Annotated in this window: 26 protein-coding genes and 1 tRNA gene; 18 read left to right on the top strand and 9 right to left on the bottom strand. The window is 47.3% G+C overall.

Annotation, left to right across the window (positions count from 1 at the left end; translation table 11 throughout):
- Positions 1-31: 31 nt before the first annotated feature.
- The 6 genes from corA to hemA all read right to left on the bottom strand — a co-directional run bounded on the left by corA (position 32) and on the right by hemA (position 6,700).
- A complete protein-coding gene (corA, locus tag TOL_RS04070; RefSeq protein WP_015486013.1) occupies positions 32-1,099 on the bottom strand; it encodes a magnesium/cobalt transporter CorA in 1,068 nt (355 codons plus the stop codon).
- A 116-nt stretch (positions 1,100-1,215) separates the two neighbouring features.
- On the bottom strand, positions 1,216-2,493 hold the full coding sequence (locus tag TOL_RS04065; RefSeq protein WP_015486012.1) for an NAD(P)/FAD-dependent oxidoreductase: 1,278 nt from the start codon (positions 2,491-2,493) through the stop codon (positions 1,216-1,218).
- Positions 2,494-2,663: 170 nt separating this feature from the next.
- Positions 2,664-3,410 carry a HesA/MoeB/ThiF family protein gene (locus tag TOL_RS04060; RefSeq protein ID WP_015486011.1) on the bottom strand — a complete coding sequence of 249 codons (747 nt, stop codon included), beginning with the start codon at positions 3,408-3,410 and terminating at the stop codon, positions 2,664-2,666.
- 31 nt (positions 3,411-3,441) lie between these two features.
- Positions 3,442-4,314, bottom strand: a complete 873-nt coding sequence (gene prmC, locus TOL_RS04055; protein WP_015486010.1) for a peptide chain release factor N(5)-glutamine methyltransferase — start codon at positions 4,312-4,314, stop codon at positions 3,442-3,444.
- A gap of 18 nt (positions 4,315-4,332) precedes the next feature.
- Positions 4,333-5,418: a peptide chain release factor 1 gene (gene prfA, locus TOL_RS04050; protein WP_015486009.1), complete on the bottom strand. Its 1,086-nt coding sequence runs from the start codon at positions 5,416-5,418 to the stop codon at positions 4,333-4,335.
- Positions 5,419-5,422: 4 nt separating this feature from the next.
- Positions 5,423-6,700 (bottom strand): glutamyl-tRNA reductase, encoded by a 1,278-nt coding sequence (hemA, locus tag TOL_RS04045; protein ID WP_015486008.1) that lies wholly within the window; start codon positions 6,698-6,700, stop codon positions 5,423-5,425.
- A 204-nt stretch (positions 6,701-6,904) separates the two neighbouring features.
- Here hemA and TOL_RS04040 point away from each other — a divergent pair, with 204 nt between their 5' ends.
- The 11 genes from TOL_RS04040 (at position 6,905) to TOL_RS19005 (ending at position 16,065) form a co-directional block, all read left to right on the top strand.
- A complete protein-coding gene (locus tag TOL_RS04040; protein WP_015486007.1) occupies positions 6,905-8,710 on the top strand; it encodes a tetratricopeptide repeat protein in 1,806 nt (601 codons plus the stop codon).
- A gap of 73 nt (positions 8,711-8,783) precedes the next feature.
- The gene (lolB, locus tag TOL_RS04035; RefSeq protein ID WP_015486006.1) at positions 8,784-9,305 is read left to right on the top strand and encodes a lipoprotein insertase outer membrane protein LolB; all 522 of its coding nucleotides are present in this window, start codon (positions 8,784-8,786) and stop codon (positions 9,303-9,305) included.
- Complete coding sequence (gene ispE, locus TOL_RS04030) at positions 9,298-10,155, top strand: 4-(cytidine 5'-diphospho)-2-C-methyl-D-erythritol kinase (RefSeq protein ID WP_015486005.1); 858 nt, start codon at positions 9,298-9,300, stop codon at positions 10,153-10,155. Before lolB ends, ispE begins: the two co-directional genes overlap by 8 nt.
- Before the next feature lie 6 nt (positions 10,156-10,161).
- Positions 10,162-10,236, top strand: a tRNA-Gln gene (locus TOL_RS04025).
- 49 nt (positions 10,237-10,285) lie between these two features.
- Positions 10,286-11,227, top strand: coding sequence for a ribose-phosphate pyrophosphokinase (locus TOL_RS04020; protein ID WP_015486004.1), 942 nt, complete (start codon positions 10,286-10,288; stop codon positions 11,225-11,227).
- Positions 11,228-11,311: 84 nt separating this feature from the next.
- Positions 11,312-11,941 (top strand): 50S ribosomal protein L25/general stress protein Ctc, encoded by a 630-nt coding sequence (locus tag TOL_RS04015; RefSeq protein ID WP_015486003.1) that lies wholly within the window; start codon positions 11,312-11,314, stop codon positions 11,939-11,941.
- A gap of 80 nt (positions 11,942-12,021) precedes the next feature.
- Positions 12,022-12,609 (top strand): aminoacyl-tRNA hydrolase, encoded by a 588-nt coding sequence (pth, locus tag TOL_RS04010; protein ID WP_015486002.1) that lies wholly within the window; start codon positions 12,022-12,024, stop codon positions 12,607-12,609.
- An 80-nt stretch (positions 12,610-12,689) separates the two neighbouring features.
- Positions 12,690-13,781 carry a redox-regulated ATPase YchF gene (ychF, locus tag TOL_RS04005; RefSeq protein ID WP_015486001.1) on the top strand — a complete coding sequence of 364 codons (1,092 nt, stop codon included), beginning with the start codon at positions 12,690-12,692 and terminating at the stop codon, positions 13,779-13,781.
- A 184-nt stretch (positions 13,782-13,965) separates the two neighbouring features.
- A complete protein-coding gene (locus TOL_RS04000; RefSeq protein ID WP_015486000.1) occupies positions 13,966-15,156 on the top strand; it encodes a multidrug effflux MFS transporter in 1,191 nt (396 codons plus the stop codon).
- Between the two features lie 139 nt (positions 15,157-15,295).
- The gene (locus TOL_RS18150) at positions 15,296-15,859 is read left to right on the top strand and encodes a TetR/AcrR family transcriptional regulator (protein WP_015485999.1); all 564 of its coding nucleotides are present in this window, start codon (positions 15,296-15,298) and stop codon (positions 15,857-15,859) included.
- 32 nt (positions 15,860-15,891) lie between these two features.
- Positions 15,892-16,065, top strand: coding sequence for a hypothetical protein (locus TOL_RS19005; protein WP_015485998.1), 174 nt, complete (start codon positions 15,892-15,894; stop codon positions 16,063-16,065).
- A gap of 44 nt (positions 16,066-16,109) precedes the next feature.
- Here the strand turns inward: TOL_RS19005 and TOL_RS03990 are convergent, their stop codons facing one another.
- A complete protein-coding gene (locus TOL_RS03990; protein WP_015485997.1) occupies positions 16,110-16,712 on the bottom strand; it encodes a hypothetical protein in 603 nt (200 codons plus the stop codon).
- Between the two features lie 322 nt (positions 16,713-17,034).
- Here TOL_RS03990 and TOL_RS03985 point away from each other — a divergent pair, with 322 nt between their 5' ends.
- The gene (locus TOL_RS03985; RefSeq protein WP_015485996.1) at positions 17,035-17,967 is read left to right on the top strand and encodes a hypothetical protein; all 933 of its coding nucleotides are present in this window, start codon (positions 17,035-17,037) and stop codon (positions 17,965-17,967) included.
- Between the two features lie 9 nt (positions 17,968-17,976).
- Here TOL_RS03985 and TOL_RS03980 read toward each other — a convergent pair whose 3' ends face one another.
- Complete coding sequence (locus tag TOL_RS03980; RefSeq protein ID WP_015485995.1) at positions 17,977-18,318, bottom strand: DUF1820 family protein; 342 nt, start codon at positions 18,316-18,318, stop codon at positions 17,977-17,979.
- Between the two features lie 182 nt (positions 18,319-18,500).
- Between TOL_RS03980 and miaB the strand changes: the two genes are divergently transcribed.
- The 5 genes from miaB to lnt all read left to right on the top strand — a co-directional run bounded on the left by miaB (position 18,501) and on the right by lnt (position 23,823).
- Complete coding sequence (gene miaB, locus TOL_RS03975; protein ID WP_015485994.1) at positions 18,501-19,850, top strand: tRNA (N6-isopentenyl adenosine(37)-C2)-methylthiotransferase MiaB; 1,350 nt, start codon at positions 18,501-18,503, stop codon at positions 19,848-19,850.
- A 90-nt stretch (positions 19,851-19,940) separates the two neighbouring features.
- Positions 19,941-20,996 (top strand): PhoH family protein, encoded by a 1,056-nt coding sequence (locus tag TOL_RS03970; RefSeq protein ID WP_015485993.1) that lies wholly within the window; start codon positions 19,941-19,943, stop codon positions 20,994-20,996.
- Positions 20,993-21,469 (top strand): rRNA maturation RNase YbeY, encoded by a 477-nt coding sequence (gene ybeY, locus TOL_RS03965; protein WP_015485992.1) that lies wholly within the window; start codon positions 20,993-20,995, stop codon positions 21,467-21,469. The genes TOL_RS03970 and ybeY overlap by 4 nt, the downstream gene beginning before the upstream one ends.
- Entirely contained in the window at positions 21,466-22,311 is an 846-nt protein-coding gene (locus tag TOL_RS03960; RefSeq protein ID WP_015485991.1) for an HlyC/CorC family transporter, read from the top strand. The genes ybeY and TOL_RS03960 overlap by 4 nt, the downstream gene beginning before the upstream one ends.
- A 3-nt stretch (positions 22,312-22,314) precedes the next feature.
- Entirely contained in the window at positions 22,315-23,823 is a 1,509-nt protein-coding gene (gene lnt / locus TOL_RS03955) for an apolipoprotein N-acyltransferase (RefSeq protein ID WP_015485990.1), read from the top strand.
- Here the strand turns inward: lnt and TOL_RS18145 are convergent, their stop codons facing one another.
- Complete coding sequence (locus tag TOL_RS18145) at positions 23,824-24,618, bottom strand: FadR/GntR family transcriptional regulator (RefSeq protein WP_015485989.1); 795 nt, start codon at positions 24,616-24,618, stop codon at positions 23,824-23,826.
- 264 nt (positions 24,619-24,882) lie between these two features.
- On the opposite strand from TOL_RS18145, the gene TOL_RS03945 reads away from it, so the two are divergent.
- Positions 24,883-25,224, top strand: coding sequence for a DUF6164 family protein (locus TOL_RS03945; protein ID WP_015485988.1), 342 nt, complete (start codon positions 24,883-24,885; stop codon positions 25,222-25,224).
- Positions 25,225-25,251 lie beyond the last annotated feature (27 nt).

The raw sequence follows: 25,251 nt of genomic DNA, 5'->3' as shown, positions 1-25,251 counted from the left end.
AGCTACAACATCGAATAAAAAATGGCTGTGATTACAGCCATTTTTTTCGTCTGAAGAAAACTAATAGCCCTGCGGTTATTAACAAGAACACGCCCCATAAAGCAGGATATCCCCACTTCCATTTTAGCTCGGGCATGTACTCGAAATTCATGCCGTAAATTCCAGCAAAAAACGTCAGCGGAATAAAAATGGAGGCGAATATGGTCAGCACTTTCATCACTTCATTCATTTTGTTACTGACGCTAGAAATATAAACATCCAGCAAGCCAGTTAATATATCGCGATAGGATTCTATCGAATCGACAATACGCATAGAGTGATCGGCGACATCGCGCAAAAAGATGTGGGTTTGCGTATCAATAAGTTTGGTTTCGCTACGCAACATAGCAGCCAGTAGTTCGCGCACCGGCGCGACCTGACGGCGCATGGTAATAATTTCACGCTTTAAGCGTTGAATGGTGTTTAGGGTTTCTTTGTTCGATTGGGAATCGAGCAACTGATCTTCGATATCGTTAATGGCGTCGTCGAGCGAATCAATCACCACAAAGTTTTGATCCACTACAGTATCTAAAATGGCGTAGGTTAAGTAATCGGCACCGAGATTACGAAACCGGCCTTTGCTCGAATTTAACCGTACTTGAATAGGATCAAACAAGGCATCGCGTTTTTCTTTAAAGGTGAATACGTAGTCGTTAAGCACGATTAAACTGACCTGTTCGTATTCAACACTAAACTCATCTCTTTCGGCAGGCACTAAACATTTAAGCACTATGTATAGATAGTCGTCGTATTCTTCAAACTTAGGGCGTTGATGAGTATTTAGAATATCTTCAAGCACGAGTTGATGAATACCAAACTCTGCGCCAATTTTTTCTATCAAGCTAACGTCAGTTAAGCCTTCGATCACCACCCAAGTGACACTTTTACGCTCGCGGTAGGCGAAAATCTCTTCAGCCGTTGTCGCAGTAATGGTCGTTATCTCGTCGGGGGTGTAATCAACAACGGTGATAAGAGAATCATCGTGATGCCTATCGCCCACATGAATCAAACTGCCTGGGCGCATACCCAATTTGTCGGATGGCTTACGAAGGGATGTCATCGTGTTGTTACCTTAGGAACGTATTGCAAGAATACTCTGTTATTCGCTTTTAACTCAAACAATCCAACATACAAAAAAGCCACGCTAGGCGTGGCTTAGTTTACGTGTGCTAGTGGCTATTCATCTTTTAAGCGATTAATACCCAAAGCTTTTAACGTGTACTTTTCATAAATAGGCTCACTGGAGCCGGTTTTCATTTTATGAATAAAGTATTTTTCGAAGGCGATTTTCGCCACATGCACCCACTTCCCCTTTTTAAACCAAGTGACGTTACGCGGTGGAATCTGTGGAATCGCCACAAATGCAGCGCCGGTATCGCCCATATCGGCTAGACAAATTGCACTCCACGTACCTTTTGCCGTTGCAGGTTCTCCAGCTAAATCCGATTTTAGATTATGCGCAATGGCGGTCATCATTGATTCAATCATGTAGCCAGTTTTAGGAGTTCCGGTTGGTACGGGGGTTACTTCAACTGGTGGAATAGCAACGCAAACACCCGCCGAGTAAATATTCGGATAAGTAGGATTGCGCTGGTGTTCATCGATGATCACGAACCCTTTCGGGTTACAGATTTCTTTTACCGCAGCAACGGGGTCAACACCGGCAAAGGATGGCAACATCATCGAGTGTTTAAATGGTAGTTCATGTTGTTTTTTCAGCGAGCCATCATCATTCAGCTCATCAACGAACATTTTACCCGCTTCAACCTTAGTGACCTGAGCATTGGTAATCCACTGGATATGACGATTGCGCAATTCACTTTCGAGCATAGATTTAGAATCACCCACACCGCCTAAACCAAGGTGGCCAATGTAAGGCTCGCTGGTCACATAGGTCATAGGAACTTTGTCGCGCGTTTTACGGTTGCGCAGTTCTTTATCAAGAATAAACGCGTATTCGTAAGCCGGGCCAAAACATGAGGCACCCGGCATGGCACCAACAATGACGGGACCGGGTTCTTCGGCCAGCGCTTTCACATCTTCGAAACAGGTTTCGGCATGGTCGAGCGCGCAGATAGATTGGGTATGACCACCGTGTGGCCCTGCGCCTTCGATAGCGGCAAAGTTCAATTTCGGGCCAGTGGCAATAACAAGATAATCGTAATTTTCGACCCGACCGTCAGCCAGCGTAAGGCTGTTCTGTTTTGGGTCTATTGCGGTAACGGCCGCAGAGATAAATTCAATGTTCTTTTTTTCAAGATACGGTCGAATCGGAAAGCTGGTATCCGGACGTTCTCGCCAACCCACCGCAATCCACGGATTAGAAGGTACAAACTGAAAATCTTCACGTTCGTTAATAACAGTGACTTGGTGCTCAGAACCAATCGATTCGCGAATTTCGTAAGCCCCTGCCATACCTCCCGTTCCTGCGCCCAGTACAATAACCCGTGCCATAAGTAAGCATCCTTCTGTTAGCTACTTTAACTACCAATACCGTTTAGACTACTCCAATTCATCAAAATAACCATATAAGCATAAAGTATTATTGGGCCAAAATTGAATCATTGGCGTCGAACTTCCCGCGAATAGAACATGCGACTCTGCAGCGAATTTAGAGATTTAGTTCAGACAGGATTGCAATGTGGGCAGTTGGAGCGCTTACTCAGCTGCCAGCGTTGCCACTGACCTGCCTTGGCATCATAGGTAGCTAGCCAGCCTGCTTGCGGGCTACCGAACGGTGATATCAAGCGCAAAGCTTCAAGTGCTTGCATACTGCCAATGACACCAACTAAAGGCGACAGAACGCCGGCCTCGGCACAACTGAGTTGTTGATCATTCAAATTGGGATATAAACAGCCATAGCACGGGCTAAGAGAATCGCGCGGATCAAACACAGCGACTTGACCGCTAAAACCAATCGCAGCACCCGATACCCAAGGAATAGCGTGCGCTACACACCTTGCATTAATAGCGTAACGAACCGCCGCATTATCACTGCAGTCCACCACCAAACTAACGCCTGATAGATGATGATTCAGCCATTCATTAGTGGCTCGAAATGGATATACTTCAACCACCACATCGGCATTTAATTGCTGGCAACTGGTTGCCGCCGATTCGACTTTACTGCGCCCAACAGCTGCCTGCTGATGCGCTATTTGGCGCTGTAAGTTGGAGATTTCTACATGGTCGTCATCGACCAAACTTAATTTACCGACACCAGCAGCGGCGAGATACAAGGCAACCGGCGAGCCCAAGCCGCCAAGGCCAATAATCATGACATGTGCATCTAGCAAAGCTTGCTGACCGTCGACGTCGATATCGGATAGCAAGAGATGGCGGCTGTAACGTAATAACTGATCGTCGTTCATACAATACCCGCCCCCTTTCGATATGCCTGAATTAATCGTCACCTAGCCAGCGACCACCGCTAATACGCGGTTGTCCGGCGAGATCTAGCTGGGTTTCTACTTCGGTAAAACCGCGCGCGCGCAAGGCGTTGCACACGGCGTCAGCTTGTTCAAATCCGTGTTCTAGCAACAGCCAACCTTGAAGATTTAAAAAACGCGGGGCCTGTTGAACAATGGTGTAAATATCCGCCATGCCTTGATCATCAGCAACTAACGCGGTGCGCGGTTCAAAACGTACATCACCCTGACTGAGGTGTGGATCAACGGGATCGATATAGGGCGGATTACTTACGATTAAGTCATACGCTCCCTGCACGGCTGAAAACCACGAGCTTTGCTTAAAGGTGACCGTCAGTTGTGTTTTTAGTGCATTGCGCTGAGCAAGTGCGACGGCTTCAGGATTGAAATCAACGCCACTGATAACCCAAGTTGGTTTTTCAGACGCTAGAGCCAACGCTATTGCACCGGTTCCTGTGCCCAAATCAATCACTTTAGCTTCATGCGGCAAGGCCAGATTCAGCGCCCACTCAACTAATGTTTCGGTGTCAGGACGAGGAATCAATGTTGATGGAGCGACGTCAAGCATCAGTGACCAAAACTCACGCTCACCAAGCACATAAGCGATAGGTTCGCCGAGCAAACGCCGTTGCAACAAAGTATCGGCGGTTAAACAGTGTTCGACGGTTAGTAGGCGGTCCCCCCAGGTGTAAAGGTAAGTTCTGTCCTTATCTAACACATGTCCTAGGATTAATTCGGCGTCGAGGCGTGGACTTTCCGTATGCTCGTCTAATTGCTCGCGCGCATCAGTAATCCATGCCTCTATGGTAGGGAGGTTTGTCGACGAACTGATCTTAGGTGTTGTCATCAAACACTCACCAACATTTTAGTTGCCTGCCATTTCCGCTAACAAGTTAGCTTGATGTTCACGAATAAGCGGCTCAATGACTGGGGTTAAATCCCCTTGTACGATCTCGTCTAACTTATACAAGGTTAAATTGATACGGTGATCCGTTACTCGCCCTTGAGGATAATTATAGGTACGAATTCGCTCTGAGCGGTCACCACTCCCGACTAAACTCTTACGAGTGGCAGCTTGAGCGGCTTGAGCGGCTTGTTTTTGCGCATCACGTAAACGCGTAGCCAGTACAGCCATCGCCTTAGCGCGGTTCTTATGCTGTGAACGTTCATCCTGACACTCAACCACCATACCGGTGGGTAAATGGATAATACGAATCGCAGAGTCCGTTTTGTTAACGTGCTGACCACCCGCACCGGACGCGCGAAAGGTATCTATACGCAAATCGGCTTTATTGATGTCAATCTCGGCTTCGTCTTCGATTTCTGGCATCACGGCAACGGTACAAGCCGACGTATGGATACGACCTTGGCTTTCGGTTTCTGGCACGCGCTGTACGCGATGTGCGCCCGACTCAAACTTCAAACGTGAATATACGTCGGTGCCACTAATGCGCACGATCACTTCTTTGTAGCCGCCATGCTCACCGTCGCTGGCAGTCATTAGCTCGCTACGCCAGCCTTGTGTTTCAGCAAAACGGGTGTACATGCGATACAAGTCGCCAGCGAAGATAGCGGCTTCATCACCGCCAGTACCGGCACGAACCTCGACGATAACGTTGCGGCCGTCATCTGGATCTTTTGGCAGTAACAAGATTTCGATATCGGCTTCGAGTGCTTCTAAGCGCTCTCGGCTGCTTTCGATTTCTTCTTCCCCCATGGCGCGCATTTCAGGATCAGGGTCGCTGGCCAGCGCTTTCGCTTCTTCTAGATCTTGCTGTGCTTGCTCATACGAGGTGTAGGCTGCGGCAACGTCTTCTAGTTCGCTGTACTCTTTCGACAACGTACGGAATTTATCCTGATTCGAAATAATTTCAGGAGACGACAACAGGTAGCCGATTTCTTCGTAACGATCGCGAAGCTGTTCTAATTTTTGCAGTATCGAAGGTTTCATGAATTCAGTTATTTATCTCAGGGGTATCATCGCCATCCAGCTGAAACAGCTCGCGGCTCCAATCGAGTAATTCTAAACGCCCCTCGGCACCGGCTTTGCGTAAAGCGGTCATAGGACGATGCATTATTTTGTTGCCAAAGGTGTGTGCAAATTGCTTCAGCACGCGCTCTGGATCTGCGCCGTTTTGCAGCTGCTTTAAGGCTTTTTCCAGTTGTTCGTCGCGTAACGCTTCAATATGTGAACGCAAATCTGTGACTGTGTTCACCGCATCGAGCGCTTTTAGCTCGCGCATAAAATGTTCGACGCCCGCTAGAATTAGCTCTTCAGCTTGTATGGCCGCATCTTCTCGCGAGCGAACGTTTTCTTCAATGATGTCACGCAGGTCATCAACCGTATAAAGGTATACGTCCGCTAACTCGGCGACTTCTTCTTCGATATCGCGCGGCACAGCAATATCGACCATAAACATCGGCTTATGGCGACGCTTCTTCAGTGCCTTTTCTACCGCCCCTTTACCCAAAATCGGTAATGGACTAGCGGTGGACGAAATAACAATATCAGCTTCAGCTAAAACATTGGGAATATCTTCGAGCAACACAGCTTCCGCATGAAACTCTTGCGCTAAGTGCTGAGCACGGGCCAAGGTGCGATTGGCTAAGGTCATTTTCTTGATCCCAGCGTGGTGTAAATGACGAGCAACAAGCTCAATCGTTTCACCAGCACCAATCAGCAAGGCACGGCTATTTTTAAGATCAGCAAAAATATGTTGCGCCATGCGCACAGCAGCAAAAGCAACGGATACTGGATTTTGGCCAATCGCGGTATCGGTACGAACACGTTTTGCGATGGAGAAGGTTTGGCGAAATAAGCGTCCTAGCTCTGCACCCACTGTGCCGGCTTCTTGGGCAACGGCATAGGCGGATTTCATCTGACCGAGAATTTGTGGTTCGCCTAGCACTAACGAGTCCAAACCACTGGCAACACGCATGGTATGGCGCACGGCTTCGTCAGCACCTAAATTGTATAAGGCGCTTTCAATTTCATGGCGGCTAATGTTGTGGTGTAATAATAACCATTCAATAATTTCTGCGGGGCCAGTATCTGCCGACGAGCAGTAAATCTCAGTGCGATTGCAGGTAGACAACACCACGACTTCAGAAACGGACTCAAGCGATTGAATAGTATTCAACACCTGCGACATACTGGCAGGGTCAAATGCTACGCGCTCGCGAACCGCGACAGGCGCTGTCTTGTGGTTAATGCCGAGAGCCCAAATACCCATTCTTGCGGCCAATTCTCCAGAGAGTTGCTTAACTAAAACAAGCAACCCCAATTACAAAAGCGGCGATTATAAACGGCAGAGACCCATTAACACTAATTTATCTAGGCCTATTCGCCGTCTAAACATATCTTTACCGCTGAAATCTTTGACTTAAATCGGTATCTGACTCTAAATAGCAGCAGAATCCATAGGTTTGTTATTCATATGTCTGACAATGCAAGTGATCAGCGCGCACAACAGAACTCTTTTACGGTAGCGAGCATGACACAAAGAATACGAGCACCATGGCTAGTGTGCGCACTGGCTTTATCTACCCTACACGGCTGTGCCAGCCTTAATTCATCGCAGCAAAGCGCTGCCGACGATGTCGTCGCCGTTGAACAGCCTGTTGCAGCAGAAGAGCCAGTGTATCGGCCTATCCCTGCACCAACGCTGTATTCTTTACTGGTAGCCGAAATCGCCGGTCAACGTCAGCGTTATGATATTTCGCTCTACAACTATTTAGATCAGGCACGCAAAACCAATGATCCAGCGGTTGCTGAACGCGCATTACGCATCGCTCAGTTTGTCGGCAGCGTACCGCATGCCGTTGAAGCAGCAGGACTATGGTTAGAAAGTGACCCTGAGAATCCTGCGGCTCAACAAGCAGCAGCGCATTTAGCGATTGAGCAACACCGATATAGCGAAGCTATGGTCCATCTCGAAAAGTTACTGCAACTTACGGGGATTAGTCAGTTCGATTATTTAGCAGCCACTACGGGCTCAGTTGGTGTTGAAGAACAGCGAGCTGTACTCAATGATCTTGAGATATACAGCGAACGCTACCCTACTGACGCAACGCTTTGGTATGCACGCGCTATTCTTGAGCAAAATCTCAATCAGTTTGATACCGCGATAGAGCACATAGATTACGCATTGAAACTAGATCCAGAACAAGTCAGCGCTGCGGTACAAAAAGGCCGCATATTAGCTGCAACAGGGCAGAATGAAGCCGCCGTAAAATGGTTGGATAAAGTTCAAAAGAAACATCCAGACAATAAGCCCGCTGCGGTATTGCATGCCAAATTATTATTGCAAGACCACAGCATTGAAGAAGCACGAGATGCCTTTTTGGAGGTTAACGAACGCTTCCCAGATGACAGCTCGGTGATTTTATCGTTAGGTTTAATAGAGGAAGAACTCGGTAATATCCCTGCCGCGCGTGAACATTTATTAATGCTGGTCGAGCGCCAGCAGTACCTAAATGAAGCGCATTTTTATTTAGGGCGTATTGCAGAAACTGAAAAAGATCCCGAACTCGCTATTAGCCATTATGAGCAAGTAACAGAAAGCCGAGAGTTTCTTCCTTCACACCTGAATGCTTCGCGCTTAATCAGTGATGAGCAAGGCTTAAATGCCGCAAGAGTGTATCTAAACGACATGCGCCGCGCCTATCCAAAAGAAAACACTAACCTCACGCGTATTGAAGTAGAACTGTTAAGCAAAGATGGCGAAAAAGAAGAAGCCATGAACTTGATTAGTCATGCGCTTGCCACTGAGCCTAATAATACTGATCTACTATATACACGCGCTATGCTAGCGGAACAGCTAGAAAACTTTGATTTATTGGAAAGTGATTTACGCTACTTAATCAAATTAGAGCCTAATCATTCAGAAGCCCTAAATGCGTTAGGCTACAGTCTAGCTGATCGCACTGATCGCTTCGATGAAGCCCTACCTTTAATTCAGCGCGCCTTGGAATTAGCACCAAATAACCCAGCGATTATCGATAGCTTGGGTTGGCTGTATTTCCGACAAGGCAATATAAAAGACGCAGGGCCATTGCTAGCACGCGCGTTTGAATTAATGGAAGATCATGAAATTGCCGCGCATTATGGCGAATATTTATGGGCCATTGGCGAACAAGACGAAGCATGGAAAATCTGGAAGCAAGGCCTAAAACAAAGGCCTGATAGCAGTATCATTAAGCGCACCTTGGAGCGCCTAAACCTCGAATTACCATCTGCTTAATATGATATTTCCCCGAATAAAACCACTATTATGGCTGCTGATACTCAGCAGCCTTTCTGGTTGTTCAGCGCTCATGCCGAAAGAGGGTAAAGAAGCGCTGCAAGACAACTTAACGGAATTAAAGCACTGGCAAGTACGCGGTAAGTTATCAGTACGTTCACCTGATGACAGTGTCACTGGTTATTTAGATTGGGATCAAGATAATCGTGATTACGATATTTATATCGCTGGTCCTTTTGGCCAAGGCGCTACGCGCTTAAGTGGCGACCCGTATTCAGCTTCCTTAACTCTGCCCGGCTGGGATTCTCCACAATTTGCCGATTCTCCAGAAGAATTAATGGAAACCTATATGGGCTGGAATTTTCCTGTTAGCGATATTCGCTATTGGGTAAAAGGCCAACCTAGCCCCAATGCCAAATCTACTGCTGAATTTGATGAATACGGTTTATTAAGTGTATTACGCCAGCACGGTTGGGAAGTTCGCTACAGCCGCTACCAACAGCAAAACGGGTATTGGCTACCTGGACTAGTTAAAGTCACTGGCTATGATTTCCGTTTTACTTTCGCTATTCGTGAGTGGACTTTGCATGACTGATACCACTTGGCTGGTTGTGCCAGCCCCAGCCAAACTGAATTTAATGCTGCATATCACCGGGCGTCGCGCCGACGGATATCACAATCTGCAAACCCTATTTCAATTCTTGGATTATGGTGATGAATTACGCTTCAGAATACGAAACGACTCTGAGCTAACGCTATCACCTTCCATTGAAGGCGTAGAGTTTGAAGACAACCTAATCATTCGTGCCGCCCGCCATTTACAAAAATTAGCCAAGCGCAATGTCGGCGCAGATATTCAACTAGATAAGATACTGCCCATGGGCGGCGGCCTCGGTGGTGGCAGCTCTGACGCAGCCACCACCCTACTCGCCCTGAATCAATTGTGGGATTTGAATCTCTCTTTAGAAGAACTAGCCGCGATTGGTTTGAGCCTAGGCGCTGATGTACCAGTCTTTATTATGGGCGAAGCAGCCTTTGCCGAAGGCGTCGGTGAGGTGCTCACACCAACCCCAGAACTAGCAGAACCTTGGTATCTCGTGGCGTGTCCGCAAGTCCATGTAAATACTGCAAAAATATTTTCACATAAGGGTTTGACAAGGAACACGCCCGCCATTAATATTCGCACCGCGCTTGAGCAAGGGGGCAGAAATGACTGCCAAGCAATTGTCTCAATGTTGTATCCAGAAGTTGGTAACACATTGAATTTGCTAAATAAATTTTCCTTTGCTAAGATGACGGGCACTGGAGCTTGCGTATATTCAAGCTTCGGTTCTGAAGCAGAAGCTATCATAGTTTCTGAGCAGTTACCGGCTGGATATAAAGCCTTCGTGGCTAAGGGTGTTAATATTTCACCCACCCATAGGGTATTATTCAGACCGTCTTAAAGTTGTTGGGGTGTCGCCAAGTGGTAAGGCAACGGGTTTTGATCCCGTCATTCGCAGGTTCGATCCCTGCCACCTCAGCCAATTCTGATTCCATTTCCATCATTAAAATTCAACATCAAAGGGGACTCCTGTGTCTAAGTTGATGGTATTTACCGGTAACGCTAATCCGGAGCTAGCTAAGCTCGTTGTTGAGCGTCTCGATATTCCCCTTGGCGAAGCCACTGTTGGTAAGTTTAGTGATGGTGAAATAACCATCGAGATCAATGAAAACGTTCGTGGTAAGGATGTCTTTATCATCCAGCCTACGTGTGCGCCAACGAACGATAACTTGATGGAAATCTTGCTGATGGCAGACGGCCTACGCCGCGCATCAGCAAGCCGCATTACTGCGGTTGTTCCTTACTTCGGCTATGCCCGTCAGGATCGCCGCCCACGCAGCGCCCGCGTACCTATCAGTGCCCGAGCTGTCGCCGACATGATGTCTGGCGCTGGTATCGACCGCGTACTGACCGTTGATCTTCACGCCGACCAAATCCAAGGCTTCTTCGATATTCCTGTAGATAACGTCTACGGTTCGCCAATCCTTATTGATGATATGGAACGCCAAGCATTTGAAGATCTAATCGTTGTTTCTCCTGATATTGGCGGTGTTGTTCGTGCTCGCGCTATCGCTAAACAGTTGAACGTCGACCTCGCTATTATTGATAAACGTCGCCCTAAAGCGAACGTTTCTGAAGTTATGCACATCATCGGTGACGTAACCGGTCGTACTTGTGTATTGGTCGACGACATGGTCGATACAGCCGGTACACTGTGCTTAGCCGCTAAAGCTTTAAAAGAATTCGGCGCGAAAAAGGTTGTAGCCTACTGTACACATCCTGTACTATCCGGCCCCGCTATCGAGCGCCTAGCGAATGCAGAATTAGACGAACTAGTGGTAACAGATACCATTCCTTTGTCTGAAGCAGCAAAAGCGACGGGCACGATTCGCCAATTGACCATCGCTGGTCTTCTGGCTGAATCCATTCGACGCGTTAACAACGAAGAATCAATCAGCGCGATGTTTCGCTAAGCGAACCCGCTAGTTTGATTTTTTGGCTGTCAGGGTTGGTCGCAAGCCCTGATGGTTCATATACCCTTATTGAGGAATAACATTATGTCAGACGTATTCACACTGTCTGCTGAACTTCGCGAAGATGCAGGGAAAGGTGCGAGCCGCCGCCTGCGTCGCGAAAACGGCGTACCTGCTATCGTTTACGGTGGTAAAGCTGGCGGTAACGACCGCAAGCCACAAGCTATCATCATGAAAGCGAACGAATTGAACAAATTGCTGGAAAGCGAAGCGTTCTATAGCAGCGTTATTACGCTAAACGTGGCTGGTAAAGAAGAACAGGTTATCCTGAAAGATCTTCAGCGCCACCCTGCTAAAAACATGATCTGGCACGCTGACTTCTTACGTGTAAGCAAAAACACTAAGATCAAAGCTCACGTTCCATTGCATTTCATCAACGAAGAAACATGTGTTGGCGTTAAAACTGGCGGCGGCGTAGTTGCTCACCAGTTAACTAGCCTAGACATCATCTGTAACGCTGGCGATTTACCAGAGTTCATCGAAGTTGATTTGATCAATCTTGAAGTTGGTGGTCACATCCACTTGAGCGACCTGAAATTACCAAAAGGCGTTGAGTCTTTGGCACTTTCTCACGGCGCTGAGCACGATACTTCAGTGGTTTCTGTTGCTATGCCTAAAGGCGCTGCAGTTGAAGCTGACGACGCTGCCGAGTAATTCGACAGCGTTTGAAAGAAGCGGGGCTTGCCCCGCTTTTTTATTGTCCCGAAAAGCATAACTCCGGCAGGCTATCCATCATGACGGCAGCTATTCAATTGATTGTTGGCCTAGGTAATCCTGGTGCCGAGTACGAACAAACCCGCCACAATGCTGGCACTTGGCTAGTCGAACGCCTCGCGCGTGCGAACAATATTAGCCTCTCTCCTGATAAAAAATTTCATGGCCACGTTGGCAAAGGCACGATTGGCGGTAATACCTGCTGGTTGCTAATTCCCGCTACCTATATGAATCTCAGTGGTAATGCAGTGCAGGCACTCGCCTCCTTCTACCGTTTAGTACCAGAACAAATATTGGTCGTTCATGATGAGCTGGATCTTGATCCCGGCGTTGCCCGCTTCAAAAAAGGCGGCGGCCACGGTGGGCAAAATGGCTTACGTGACATCATCACTAAGCTAGGCAATAACAAAGAATTTCATCGTTTACGCATAGGCATTGGCCATCCGGGCGATAAAACCAAAGTGACTGGGCATGTTTTAGGCCGAGCCAGTAAGGCGGAGCAACAAGCAATTGATGCCGCGATCGACGAAGCATTGTGTGTTATTCCAGATGCCATCGGCGGTGATTTAGCAAAAGCCATGAATAGACTGCACTCTTTCAAGGGTTAAAGCCGCACTGCGATAGTGTTGGCGGGCGTGAATGGGTAGAATACCCAGCAAAATTTATACGAATCTGACAGGATACCTTTATGGGCTTCAAATGCGGCATCGTTGGCTTACCCAACGTCGGCAAATCTACCTTGTTCAATGCGCTAACCAAATCTGGTATCGCTGCCGAGAACTTTCCGTTCTGCACCATTGAACCAAACTCAGGCATCGTGGCCATGCCAGACAAACGCTTGGAAGAGCTGGCTGAGATCGTAAAACCAGAACGCGTTGTGCCAACCACAATGGAGTTTGTGGATATTGCCGGTCTTGTTGCTGGCGCGTCCAAAGGCGAAGGCTTGGGCAACCAATTTTTGGCTAACATCCGTGAAACCGATGCCATCGCACACGTAGTACGTTGCTTTGAAGACGAAAACGTTATTCACGTCGCCAACCAGGTAAATCCAGCTGACGATATCGACATCATCAATACCGAACTAATCTTAGCTGACTTAGATTCTTGCGAAAAACAGCTACAACGCATTGCTCGTATCGCGAAAGGCGGCGATAAAGACGCCGTTGCGCAAAAGAACTTACTTGAGCGTTTGATTCCTCATTTCGAAGCCGGTAAAACGGCCCGCATGATCGAACTTTCTGATGATGAGAAGCGCGCCGTGCGTACCTTCCATCTACTCACGATCAAGCCAACCATGTACATCGCCAACGTTGCCGAAGATGGTTTTGAAAACAATCCTCATCTCGACACAGTAACTGCCATCGCCGCATCTGAAGGCGCTTCGGTTGTTGCTGTGTGCAATAAAATCGAAGCAGAAGTGTCTGAACTTGATGACGAAGACAAAATGGAATTCCTTGCCGAAATGGGCATGGACGAGCCGGGCCTTGACCGCGTTATTCGCTCCGGCTATGAGCTTCTTGGCTTACAAACCTACTTTACTGCGGGTGTAAAAGAAGTTCGCGCTTGGACCATCAAGGTTGGCGATACCGCCCCCCGTGCTGCAGCTGCGATTCATACCGATTTTGAGCGTGGATTTATTCGCGCAGAAGTCATTGGTTACGGCGATTTTATTCAGTATCGCGGCGAGTCTGGCGCCAAAGAAGCCGGTAAATGGCGTTTGGAAGGTAAAGAATACATCGTTAAAGATGGTGATGTTGTGCATTTCCGTTTCAACGTTTAAGCCACCAATAAGCTAAACGTGCCTGTTCAAAAAAGCGCCTCTAAAACTATTTTTAGAGGCGCTTTTTTGTAGTTCCGATCTTTTGTTGCTAGATAATGAACAATAAATTACGAAATCACTTATCTATTTCATTTTAAAGCTATAGTAGAATGATTTCTCTTCTCCTTCCTTGTAAAAGATTTTTATGACACTGCCTCTCCCCCTCCTGTTGGCACTGCTATCCGCCATAGCACCTTTGGCCATCGACATGTATCTGCCAGCAATGGCCCAGATGGCAGGCAGTCTCGACAGCGACATTCACCACGTTGAATTATCCGTCAGCACCTTCTTGTTGGGCTTTGCGATTGGCCAAATTACAGGCGGCCCACTGTCTGATCGTTATGGTCGAAAACCGATTATTATTGCTGGCTTAACTATCTTTGCGATCGCTAGCTTGACCCTATCGATGACGACTTCTCTGTCAGGCTTGCTAATTTTACGCGCGATTGAAGCCATTGGCGGCGGCTTAGCGACGGTCAACTCGACCGCCATCGTACGCGATCGCTTCGAAGGTAAGGACATCGCTAAGGTGCTTTCTATGGTTGCCATGATCATGATGACAGCACCATTAGTGGCACCTATGCTTGGCTCTCTCATTGTCAGTTTTAGTAACTGGCGCAGTATCTTCATGCTACTCAGCGTATACAGCGCCTTCGTCATGATACTGCTTGTTTGGTTGCTCCCTGAAAGCCATCCGCCCCACCGTCGCAGCCGCGCCAAACCTTGGGTCGGCTACGGTGTGGTACTGCGTCACAAGGTCGCTCGTCGCTTCATTCTGACCTTGGCATGTGCTTACAGCGGTATGTTTATCTTTATTACCGCATCCCCCTATTTGTACCTCGATTACTTCGAACAATCGGCAGCACAATTCCCGTGGCTTTTTGGTGCCAACGTAGTAGTCATTATGATGGTCAACCGAATCAACATGTTGCTACTCAACCGCTTCAAGCCAATAGATCTGATTACCACCGGAATTTCCATTCAGGTAGTAATGGGCTGTATTTTACTGACACTAAGTCGTTACTTTCCCGACGCCTTTACGCTTTGGACCGTGTTACCACTGATGATGGCTTACGTTGGTGCGCTCGGTCTAATTTCAGCCAACTCAATGGCTACCGTACTGCAGTATTTTCGCGACGTTGCGGGTTCGGCCACAGCCCTCATTGGTGTAGTACAATTTTGCGGGGGTGCGGCTTTTGGTTTGCTATGGGGACAATTGCACGACAACACACCTGTCCCTATGATGGCGATGATGTTTTTATCGGCTTTTTGCGCCTTCGTCGCACTGATGGCTGCGAGGTATTCACGCGAAATATACGAAGCTCCCGCGACCTAATTAATACACGTATTAATAACGACTCACTGCCAATCGAGCAAAATTAAAACAGACTGATCCATATTGAACACCAATTGGCGCTTGTCAGTTGGTCATCAGACGAGCAGAATGAACGTTCATTCCGGTTGTTATAGATGGTATGGATAAGCGCGAACAAATTCTTGAGGCTGCGGCCAATCTGATTGCAGAACAAGGCTTACAGTCTTCACCTGTATCCCAAGTTGCTAAGCAAGCCTGTTGTGGTGCCGGCACGATTTATCGTTACTTTGAAACCAAAGAATCTCTTATTGAAGAGTTGTTCGTCTTAATGTTGCAACGCCTGACCATAGCGTGTTTAGAGGGCGATGAAAGCAGTCGCACTCCTGAGCAACGCCTGCGACATATATGGGCCAACACCTACAACTATCTACATGAAAACGAACGTGACTGTGTATTACTCGATCATTTGGCGGCTTGCCCGTCAATTAGCGAAGAGATCCGTGCAGAAGCATTGGAGAATATTCATAGCGTGTTGTTTGCTCTGCTTGATCAAGGCAAGGCCGACGGAATTATTAAAGACCTACCAAATGAAGTGCTCGCAACGTTTGCCTATGGCGGCTTGGCCACTATTGCTAAAAAGCGTCGCATTGCTCCACATATGATGGGCAAACAGATAAGTAACGAGATGCTGACTCAGCTTTGCTGGGATGCGATTCGGACTTAGTAAAAACGTTCAAACAGATAGGGAGACGATCAATGGCGAGTGTACATACCGAACAGTTCAGCAACTCTGAAAGCGCCAATGGAGTGCTAGTGCAAGGCACTGAAGCACCGAATCGCACGCACACTGGGTTCTTTGATGCTATTTCCCAGCTGGCTTTAACGCAGAAGCGTAACCGTCAGCGTAATAGTGAAAAAGTATCACGCTGAACGCTAGCGTATAAGAAAATCCCGGCTAATTAGCCGGGATTTTTTTAGTGGATAATCGCGCCCTCGCCCGTATCACTATCGGCAAACGCCGGTGATAACGCATAGGCTCGGTTAACAATCAAAACACTGTGATCCGGTACAAGACATTCTTCTCCATCTTGAATACTCTCTAACAAGATGCAGGTCATGTCGATGGAATCCATCCCTACCACGATCGCCATCACAAACCCATAACGGGTGTTCAGTGCAACTAAATCGCCAATTTCAAATTCTTCTCGTTCGGTAATGAAATCTTCGCCAACGATATCATCACTAGGCCATGGTGTTTTGAAACGCGCTAAAGCAACCAGTTGAACTATCCCCTGAACAACGCCGTCGTTGATATCGAGCGTGATGCCCTCTTCTTCGCCGTCATCATCATCGGATATACGATCAAGTAAACTTAAAAACAAATCAGAATCGTCATCAGACCAGCGGATATCCACTGCATGGCGATTTGATCGACGAGATTGAAAACTAACATCCACTGGGAATTCTGAAGCGGGCTCACCATCAGCATTCGATGGCATTAATAAACTAACGATCTCAGTACCGTTAGACTCGGCGTCTCGAATACGCCAGAACAGGGGCTGCATCTCTGCATTCATTGGGGTAACTCCTTATTCACCAGAACCGGGGGTTATGCCAGAACCTTACAGAGCTATTCAGTGGTTCATGCGGCAGTAAATACGATGTGTCTCCTCTTTTGCACCTGCGTACTTGTTATATAGCAAGGCTTAACAAGCCTGACAAGCTTTGCGCAACAGGTTCAGAAAAAGTGACAAGTTTGTTGCTAGGTCATTAGCAATAATGAGTAACCCGTCGCGGGATTTGTTATTTGTTAGTGGTATGATCTTGCCCCCTAACAAGTTTGCCACTTCGCGTGAATCACTCTGTCGATTTTAATTTGTCCGCCGTCATTGGAATATCATGAAAAAACATGTCCTGCTGTTGACCTCTATTGCTGCTCTAATCAGTGGCTGTGCTACTCCGGTTGCCAACTTTGAAACACTTAGCCAAACCGCTACTCGCGATGCTGCTCTTGCTGACGATAGTGCTCTAGAACTGTTACAGCGCAGCGAAGCACTAGCGGTCGATGCCAAGCAAAAGAAGCTGAGTTACTTCGCCCCAGCCCATGCTGAAACAGCGCAATACTGGTTAGATAAAAGCCAAGCCCTTAGCGCAAAAGGCAAACCTTCTGGCGAGGTTAAAAGTGCTGCGATGACCAGTATTCGCACTTGGGAAGCCGGTCTGCAAGCACGCGAAAATGCATTAAAAACATTAAAACCTGCATTCGATCATCAACAAGTACTGCGAGAAATCCACGCAAACGACTACTACCCCGAGGATAATCGCCAACTAAATGAGCGCTTAACCCAACTCATTCGAATGCTGGAAGCCGATAAGCAGCAAGAAGCGAATAAAGAACAACGCAGCCTCTTGGCCGATATGCATGACTTAGAAGTCCGTGTTGTTGAATTCGTGCAACTGCAAGCCATAAAAGACGATTTAGCCAAATTAAAAACTGAAAATGCCGATGAGCTATCGCCGATTAGCTGGCAAACTGCTCAAAGCGCGCTAAAGCAGGCGCAAGCCCTGATTGCTAAAACACCACGAGCAACAGGTGCAATTGCCAAAGCAACAGAAGGCGCTAAGCGTGCAGCAGCGCATGCTCGCGTGATTGCGGATCTTACTCAAGAGATTCTTGCAGCTAAAGATGCCGACGCTGAGGCATTAGCACTGCGTATGGAACGTTGGCTGTATCAAATAAGTGTGGCACTTAAACACGACGATATTCGCTATCTATCCATGCCTGAACAGGCTAAGCGTTACGCAGCGGCCGTTGAAGAGCTGCAGCGCTAACGTTACTGTTTAGTCGTTATCTCGTGGTGGAAAGCTCATCACGGGAAACGGCGTGACATTAGAACCATCTCCCTTACTGACTTTAGGCGTGCCTTCTTTCTCAACCTCATCAATGCGAATGATGGAGTTCATTGGAATAAAGGTACGCTTTACGTCGGCGAACGTTTCTTTTAACTTTTCTTCTTCCGAATCGAGTTCGCCTTGAGCGCCTTCACCAAACAATAGCTGTTCGACTTCGATAAATCCGTACAACTCACTTTGGTAAATGTAGCTGGCGTAAATTTCAAAAATATCGCCCTGCTGCTGGAAAATAATACGGTAGGTGGGTTCGCTAGGAGTACGAGTTGTCATGAGGTCACTATCAAAATCGCCGTCAGCCTATCTGACGGGCGCGGCAGTATAACACGACTAAAGGCAGCAATACTGGCGAAGACGTGATCAGGCACAGTATAATGCGCCCCTTTTAAGAAGAACTGCGCAATACCCTTACATTATGTAATGGCGCGCATGTAACTCGAGGCTATCTGCACCGCATGACTGAGCAAGTTAAAAAACTCTATATCAAAACCCACGGCTGCCAAATGAATGAGTATGACTCATCGCGTATGGCTGACATGTTGGGCGAAAGTCATAAAATGGTGATTACAGATAACCCGGAAGAAGCCGACGTTATCCTACTCAACACCTGTTCCATTCGCGAAAAAGCCCAAGAAAAGGTATTTCACCAACTGGGTCGCTGGAAAGGCCTGAAAAGCAAAAATCCGAATTTAAAGATCGGCGTTGGTGGCTGTGTAGCCAGCCAGGAAGGCGACGCCATCATGAAGCGTGCACCGTTCGTTGATATGGTCTTCGGCCCACAAACCTTGCACCGTTTACCCGACATGGTGAACAAAGCGAATAACTCGATTCAGGTGGTCGATATCACCTTCCCTGAAATCGAAAAGTTTGATCACTTACCAGCGCCGAAAGTTGAAGGTTGTACTGCCTTTGTTTCCATCATGGAAGGCTGTTCTAAATACTGCACTTTCTGTGTTGTGCCATACACCCGTGGCGAAGAAGTCAGTCGCCCGCTGGCTGATGTATTGAAAGAAGTTCAATCGCTGGCCGATCAAGGCGTGCGCGAAGTAAACTTACTCGGGCAAAACGTTAACTCCTACCGCGGCGACACCGGTGATGATGATTTCGCCGATCTAGCAGAGCTCATTACCTTAGTTGCCGAGATTGAAGGCATTGATCGCATTCGTTTTACCACGTCGCATCCGGTTGAATTCAGCGACAGCCTGATTGATGTGTATGCGCAAGTACCTGAGCTAGTCAGCCACCTACACTTACCGGTACAAAGCGGTTCAAACCGCATTTTGAGCGCGATGAAACGTGGCCACGAGATCGATATGTACATCGATAAAATCGAACGCTTACGCAAGTTGCGCCCTGATATCTCGATTTCATCCGACTTTATCATCGGTTTCCCTGGTGAAACCGAAGAAGACTTCCTTGAAACGATGAATTTAGTTAACCAGATTGGTTTTGATACGTCCTTCAGTTTTGTTTATAGCGCCCGTCCGGGAACCCCTGCGGCAGAACTACCAGACGATACGCCAGAGTCACTGAAAAAAGAGCGTTTGCAAATTTTGCAGGCTCGCATTATTCAAACGGCCGCTCAAATCAGTCGCCGTATGGTAGGCCGTGAAGAAACCATCTTAGTAACAGGTGTATCACGCAAAGATCTAGGCGAACTCTCTGGCCGTACTGAAAACAACCGCGTGGTGAACTTCCGCTCGGACGATCACTCCCTGATTGGTAAATTTGTGCGCGTAAAAATTGACGACGCGTATCAAAACAGCCTCCACGGCATTCTTTTAAACCCTGAATTGGCTTACTGATATCCATCACAGATATCATCTATTCAACTTGTATTTTCCCTACTTAGCCTCCACATTGAAGGTTAAGTAGGGATTATCACAGAGGTTACTTTGACAGAAACACATAGCAGCGAATCTGAAACAGCTCCGGGCCAGCACACCTTAAGTTTCACGTTAGAACCTGATGATGCAGCGCGCCTCTCCAATTTGTGCGGCAATCTCGATAGCAATCTAACGCACATCGCCGAACACTATGAGTTGTCGATCTACAATCGTGGCAATCGATTCCAGCTCGAAGGCAGTGTTAGCAAAGCCAAACGAGCCGCATCACTGCTGCAAAAACTGTATAAAGAAACCAATAACGGTACGGAAATAAGTCCGGACCTTGTGCATCTCTTTTTGCAAGAAGACACCAGTCGTGTAAGTCAGCGCGGTAAACGTAGCTACGATGCCGATAAAGGCCTAATCAAGACACCTCTTGCCGTTATTAAAGCCCGCGGTTCGAACCAGCATGAGTACCTGGAGCGCATTCGTGAGTTCGATATCAATTTCGGCATTGGCCCTGCCGGTACTGGTAAAACTTACCTAGCCGTTGCCGCGGGTGTTGAAGCCCTGTTACGTGATGAAGTAAAACGTATTTTATTGGTTCGTCCTGCGGTTGAGGCTGGCGAAAAACTTGGTTTTTTACCAGGCGATTTAGCTCAAAAAATCGATCCTTACCTGCGCCCGTTGTATGACGCCCTGTATGAAATGCTAGGTTTTGAGCAAGTTGCCAAGTTAGTAGAACGCAATTCAATCGAAATAGCGCCTTTGGCTTATATGCGTGGCCGTACACTGAGCCACTCATTCGTTATTCTCGATGAAAGCCAAAACACCACCAAAGAACAAATGAAAATGTTCTTAACCCGTATTGGTTTTGGTTCGAAGGCGGTTATAACCGGTGACGTTACTCAGGTTGATTTACCTCGTGGCGTATACTCTGGCCTTAAACATGGCCTCGAGGTACTTGATGGGGTGCAAGGCATTGGTGTTACGCGTTTTGCCAATAAAGACGTTGTCCGTCATCCACTGGTACAACGTATTGTCGACGCCTATGACCGCTTCGACGCAATAGCCGATGGTGCCGATACAATCGCGAACAATCAAACAAGCGGTGACGCGCAATGATGCTGCAGCTCGATGTGCAACTTGGGGATGATCTGGACGACAGCCCTGAGTTTCCTAGCGATGAACAATTTCAGCACTGGGCAGAAGCGGCAATAGCCAACCGCAGCGATTTTGAAAACCCTGAGCTAACGATCAGATTAGTCAGCGAAGAAGAAAGCCAAACACTAAATCATGAATATCGCGGTAAAGATAAGCCAACCAACGTGCTATCTTTCCCATTTGAAGCTCCGCCACAGGTTCCTATCGAACTTCTGGGCGATTTGATCATTTGCACCGAAGTCGTTAAGTGCGAAGCGAAAGAACAAGATAAGACACTAGAAGCCCATTGGGCTCATATGGTTGTTCATGGCTGCTTGCATTTGCTCGGCTACGACCATATAAATGACGACGAAGCCGAGATAATGGAAGGCCTAGAACGGCAAATACTCGGTAACCTGGGATATCCCGATCCTTACTTAAATGAGGCAACATGAGCGAAGACCGATCGAGCAGCCAGCCAAGAAGCTGGCTGGAGCGAATCACCGATGTATTCTCGGACGATCCAAGAAACCGTCAAGACATCAAAAATATAGTTCGTGAAGCCGCCGAGCGCAGCATTGTCGATAGCGAGACCCTGAACATTCTCGAGGGTGCTTTGCAGGTATCCGAAATGCAGGTACGCGACATTATGATCCCGCGCTCACAAATGATTTCGATCAACGTCAGCGAATCAATCAAGAATTTCCTCCCTAGCATCATCGAATCCGCTCACTCGCGCTTTCCGGTTATGGGTGAGGGCCAAGACGAAGTGGTTGGCATTTTATTGGCCAAAGATCTGTTGCCTTTAGTGCTAAAGAATAATTGCGAAGACTTCCGTCTAAAAGACGTTCTACGACCAACAACGTTTGTACCGGAAAGTAAGCGTCTTAACGTATTGCTGCGTGAATTCCGTGCAACCCGTAACCACATGGCTATTGTAGTCGATGAATTTGGTGGTGTTGCGGGCTTAGTAACCATCGAAGATGTACTCGAACAAATTGTTGGCGACATTGAAGATGAACATGACTTTGATGAAGAAGATAGCCTGATAAAAGAAGTCGAACCCGGCATTACCGTGGTGAAAGCGCTTACACCGTTAAGTGACTTTAACGAACATTTTAAAACACGCTTTCCTGATGAAGACTTCGACACTATCGGCGGGATCGTGGCGCACCATTTTGGCCGCGTACCTGAGTGCAACGAAACCATACGTATTGATGCGTGGATGTTTCGTGTTATTAACGGCACCAGTCGTCAGATTAATTTGCTTGAGGTCACGCCCGCGGGCGACGAATAGCCAGTGCCGATCTTCGGTTTACGTCTTTCCTGTATTATCGCCTTAGTTTCTGGGGCGATTTTCCCACTAGCGCTAGCGCCTCTATTTTGGTGGCCAATCCAGCTATTAAGTATTGCCGGTTTGGCGCTCGCATTTCCGGCAGCTAGCACGACCCGTCAGGCATTTGCTATAGGCTGGTGTTACAGCTTCGGGCAATTTGCCACGGGTGTGTCTTGGATTTATGTATCAATACATAGCTTCGGTGGCACACCTATTTGGCTGGCCGTTCCCATGGTGGGTATCTTCGCCGCATTTTTAGGCTTATTACCTGCCGCTTGGTTTGCGTTGCGTCAGTATTTAACTGGAAACACACTTGCTTGGCTGACACTGCCCGCCTTCTGGATAATGCATGAATGGTTTCGCAGTTGGTTTTTTACTGGCTTTCCGTGGCTATTCGCCGGCGAAGGCCATGTCGATACTTGGCTATCGGGATGGGCTCCCATCATAGGCAGTTACGGTATTTCATTTATCGTGGTGTTAACTGTCACTATGACACTTGAGGCGCTACGCCAACGTAAGCCATTATTTTTATTAATTTTCTCGTTATGGCCAATTGGCTTAGCCTTGCAAAGCATTGAATGGACGAAGGTAGAAGGCACCATGACGGTCGCCGCCGTGCAAGGCAACGTAAATCAAAACGATAAATGGCGGCGTGAGGAAATTTTTCCAACTATCGAAAAATATCAAAACGCGAGTAAGCCCTTACTCGGCACTGATCTTATTTTATGGCCAGAAACGGCAATTACGTTATTTCTAGATCAGTACCGCCCACACATGAAACGCTTTGCCGATGAAGCACGCGACCAAGGCAGCACCATTATTACGGGTATTCCTTATCGTCACCCATCAGGTACGACACTAGCCGGTGAGTTTCACAACAGCGTTACCGCCTTTGGTGCAGGTAGTGGTATTTATCACAAGCAACGACTCGTACCTTTTGGTGAATACGTACCGCTGGAAAAATTAATTCGAGGCTGGATACCCTTTTTTGATTTGGATATGTCGAGTTTTCTCGAAGGTGAAGCCAATCAGCCACCACTACTGGTACCAATTATTAGCGATGATGGTAACGAAGAATTAGCGCTTATTGCTCCTTTTATTTGCTATGAAATTGCTTACGCCGATTTAGTTGCACACAATGCGAAAGAAGCTGATTTACTCGTTACCGTTAGTAATGATGCTTGGTTTGGCGATTCATTAGGGCCAAAACAGCACATGGCGCTGGTGCGTATGCGTGCCCTTGAAACTCAACGCTATATTTTACGCTCAACCAATACAGGTATAACCGCATTGGTTGACGAGCGTGGTCATTTTGTTGAACGTATACCTGTTAATGCTGAAGGTATCTTAACCGGTGTAGCTCAACGCCGCAGTGGCAACACGCCTTATATGCTATGGGGAATTTGGCCGACGTTAGGACTAGCATTTTTCATTGCTATTGTGGCGATGTGGCAACGTCGTCGCCTCAAATAATTATAGCAACTGCGCCATACTGGTAATATTTAAACCATTTTTTAATGGCGAAGAGATTAGCCTTGGCTCGGGTGGTAGTGTCGCCAAATGCTCCAGCAAAGGTTTTGTTAACGTCGCCATATATTCTAAATAGTTACTGATCATTAATTCGACATCGACATTGTCTTCTCTTGCTGTATGTAGCAACTTGAGCTGATGATTCAAATGCGCTTTCACATCAATTAATTCAAATAATTTTTCTGTTAGTAATAAGCGAATTCGGCGAGAGCTGGTCGATGATGCTTTTAGAACCAAGTTATCACTCGCCGCCATTAAGCTATCAGTTACATCGACTTCTAATCGAGCTAAAGTTTTATTATCAACGCCTGCGTTTACAGCGGTATACATCTCTTGCACCAAGCTCGCTGTACGTCCATTCTCTGCGGAAAAACCAGCATTAATTCGCCTTAGCATGGCTAAGCGCATCCCCATAGGTACAGCTTGGTTAAACATTTCCAAACCAGATATCAGCAAACGTCCGCCTAATTCTAATTCGGGAATACGGTATAAGTTATCAAGGAAGTCGAGGCCAGCATCTTGCTCGATATCCCCTATACGGATACCTGAGCCTTGTACACTATGAATTATATTCATACGGCCTAACGTTCGCAGCGCCATACGTAATGACGTGCGATCGACCCCAAGTTGCTCGGCAAATTTCCTTTCTGGAGGTAATTTGTCCCCTGGTTTTAAATCACGGATGAAAATAAGCGAAATAATAAGATCAGCGACCTGATCGGGCAGTGTTTTTGTCATTATTGTAATTGTTAAGGCGGAATCGAGGCTGAGTCTCGCCAAAAAAATCATCTAGCGCAAGCCACCTATGGGATTATCCACTCGTATTAGACAAAAAATGTACAGGTGTCTTGCATACACACTAAATAGACAGTAGTATGCCACCTATTGGTTTATCCAATTTTGAGAATGCACACTATTCGGCCGCAACGGACAACTTCCGTTGCGGTTTTTTTTTGCCTATCCCGCTACACTAAGCAGCTACTTTCTTAAAACTGATCTGACATGTCTAAATTGCTCTTTCGTTTAAACGGCGTCACTGACGACGAAGCTGAAGATGTTCGCGCTTTGCTCGCGGAAGCTAACTTATCTGTCTACGAAACACATGCTGGACGCTGGGGATTGTCGGTTGCTGCCATCTGGATACGCGATGAGAGCGAATATGAGGCTGCTCGTGCGATTATCGATACATACCAGCAAATACGTTATGAAAAGATCAGAGCCGAGCCACACGAGACCATAGGTGAGCGAATTGGACGCAACCCCGCTAATGCCCTGCTCACGTTAATTGCCTTAGCAGCCGTAATAGGGTTAACGATTCTACCATTTCTAACGGTATTTAAGTAATTCAGGCCTAACGGCACCACGCATGCC

It is taken from the genome of Thalassolituus oleivorans MIL-1 (assembly GCF_000355675.1).
GTDB classification, from domain to species: Bacteria; Pseudomonadota; Gammaproteobacteria; order Pseudomonadales; family Oceanobacteraceae; genus Thalassolituus; species Thalassolituus oleivorans.
The sequence above is the reverse complement of the archived record's forward strand: the minus strand, read 5'-3'. Positions and strand labels throughout refer to the sequence as shown.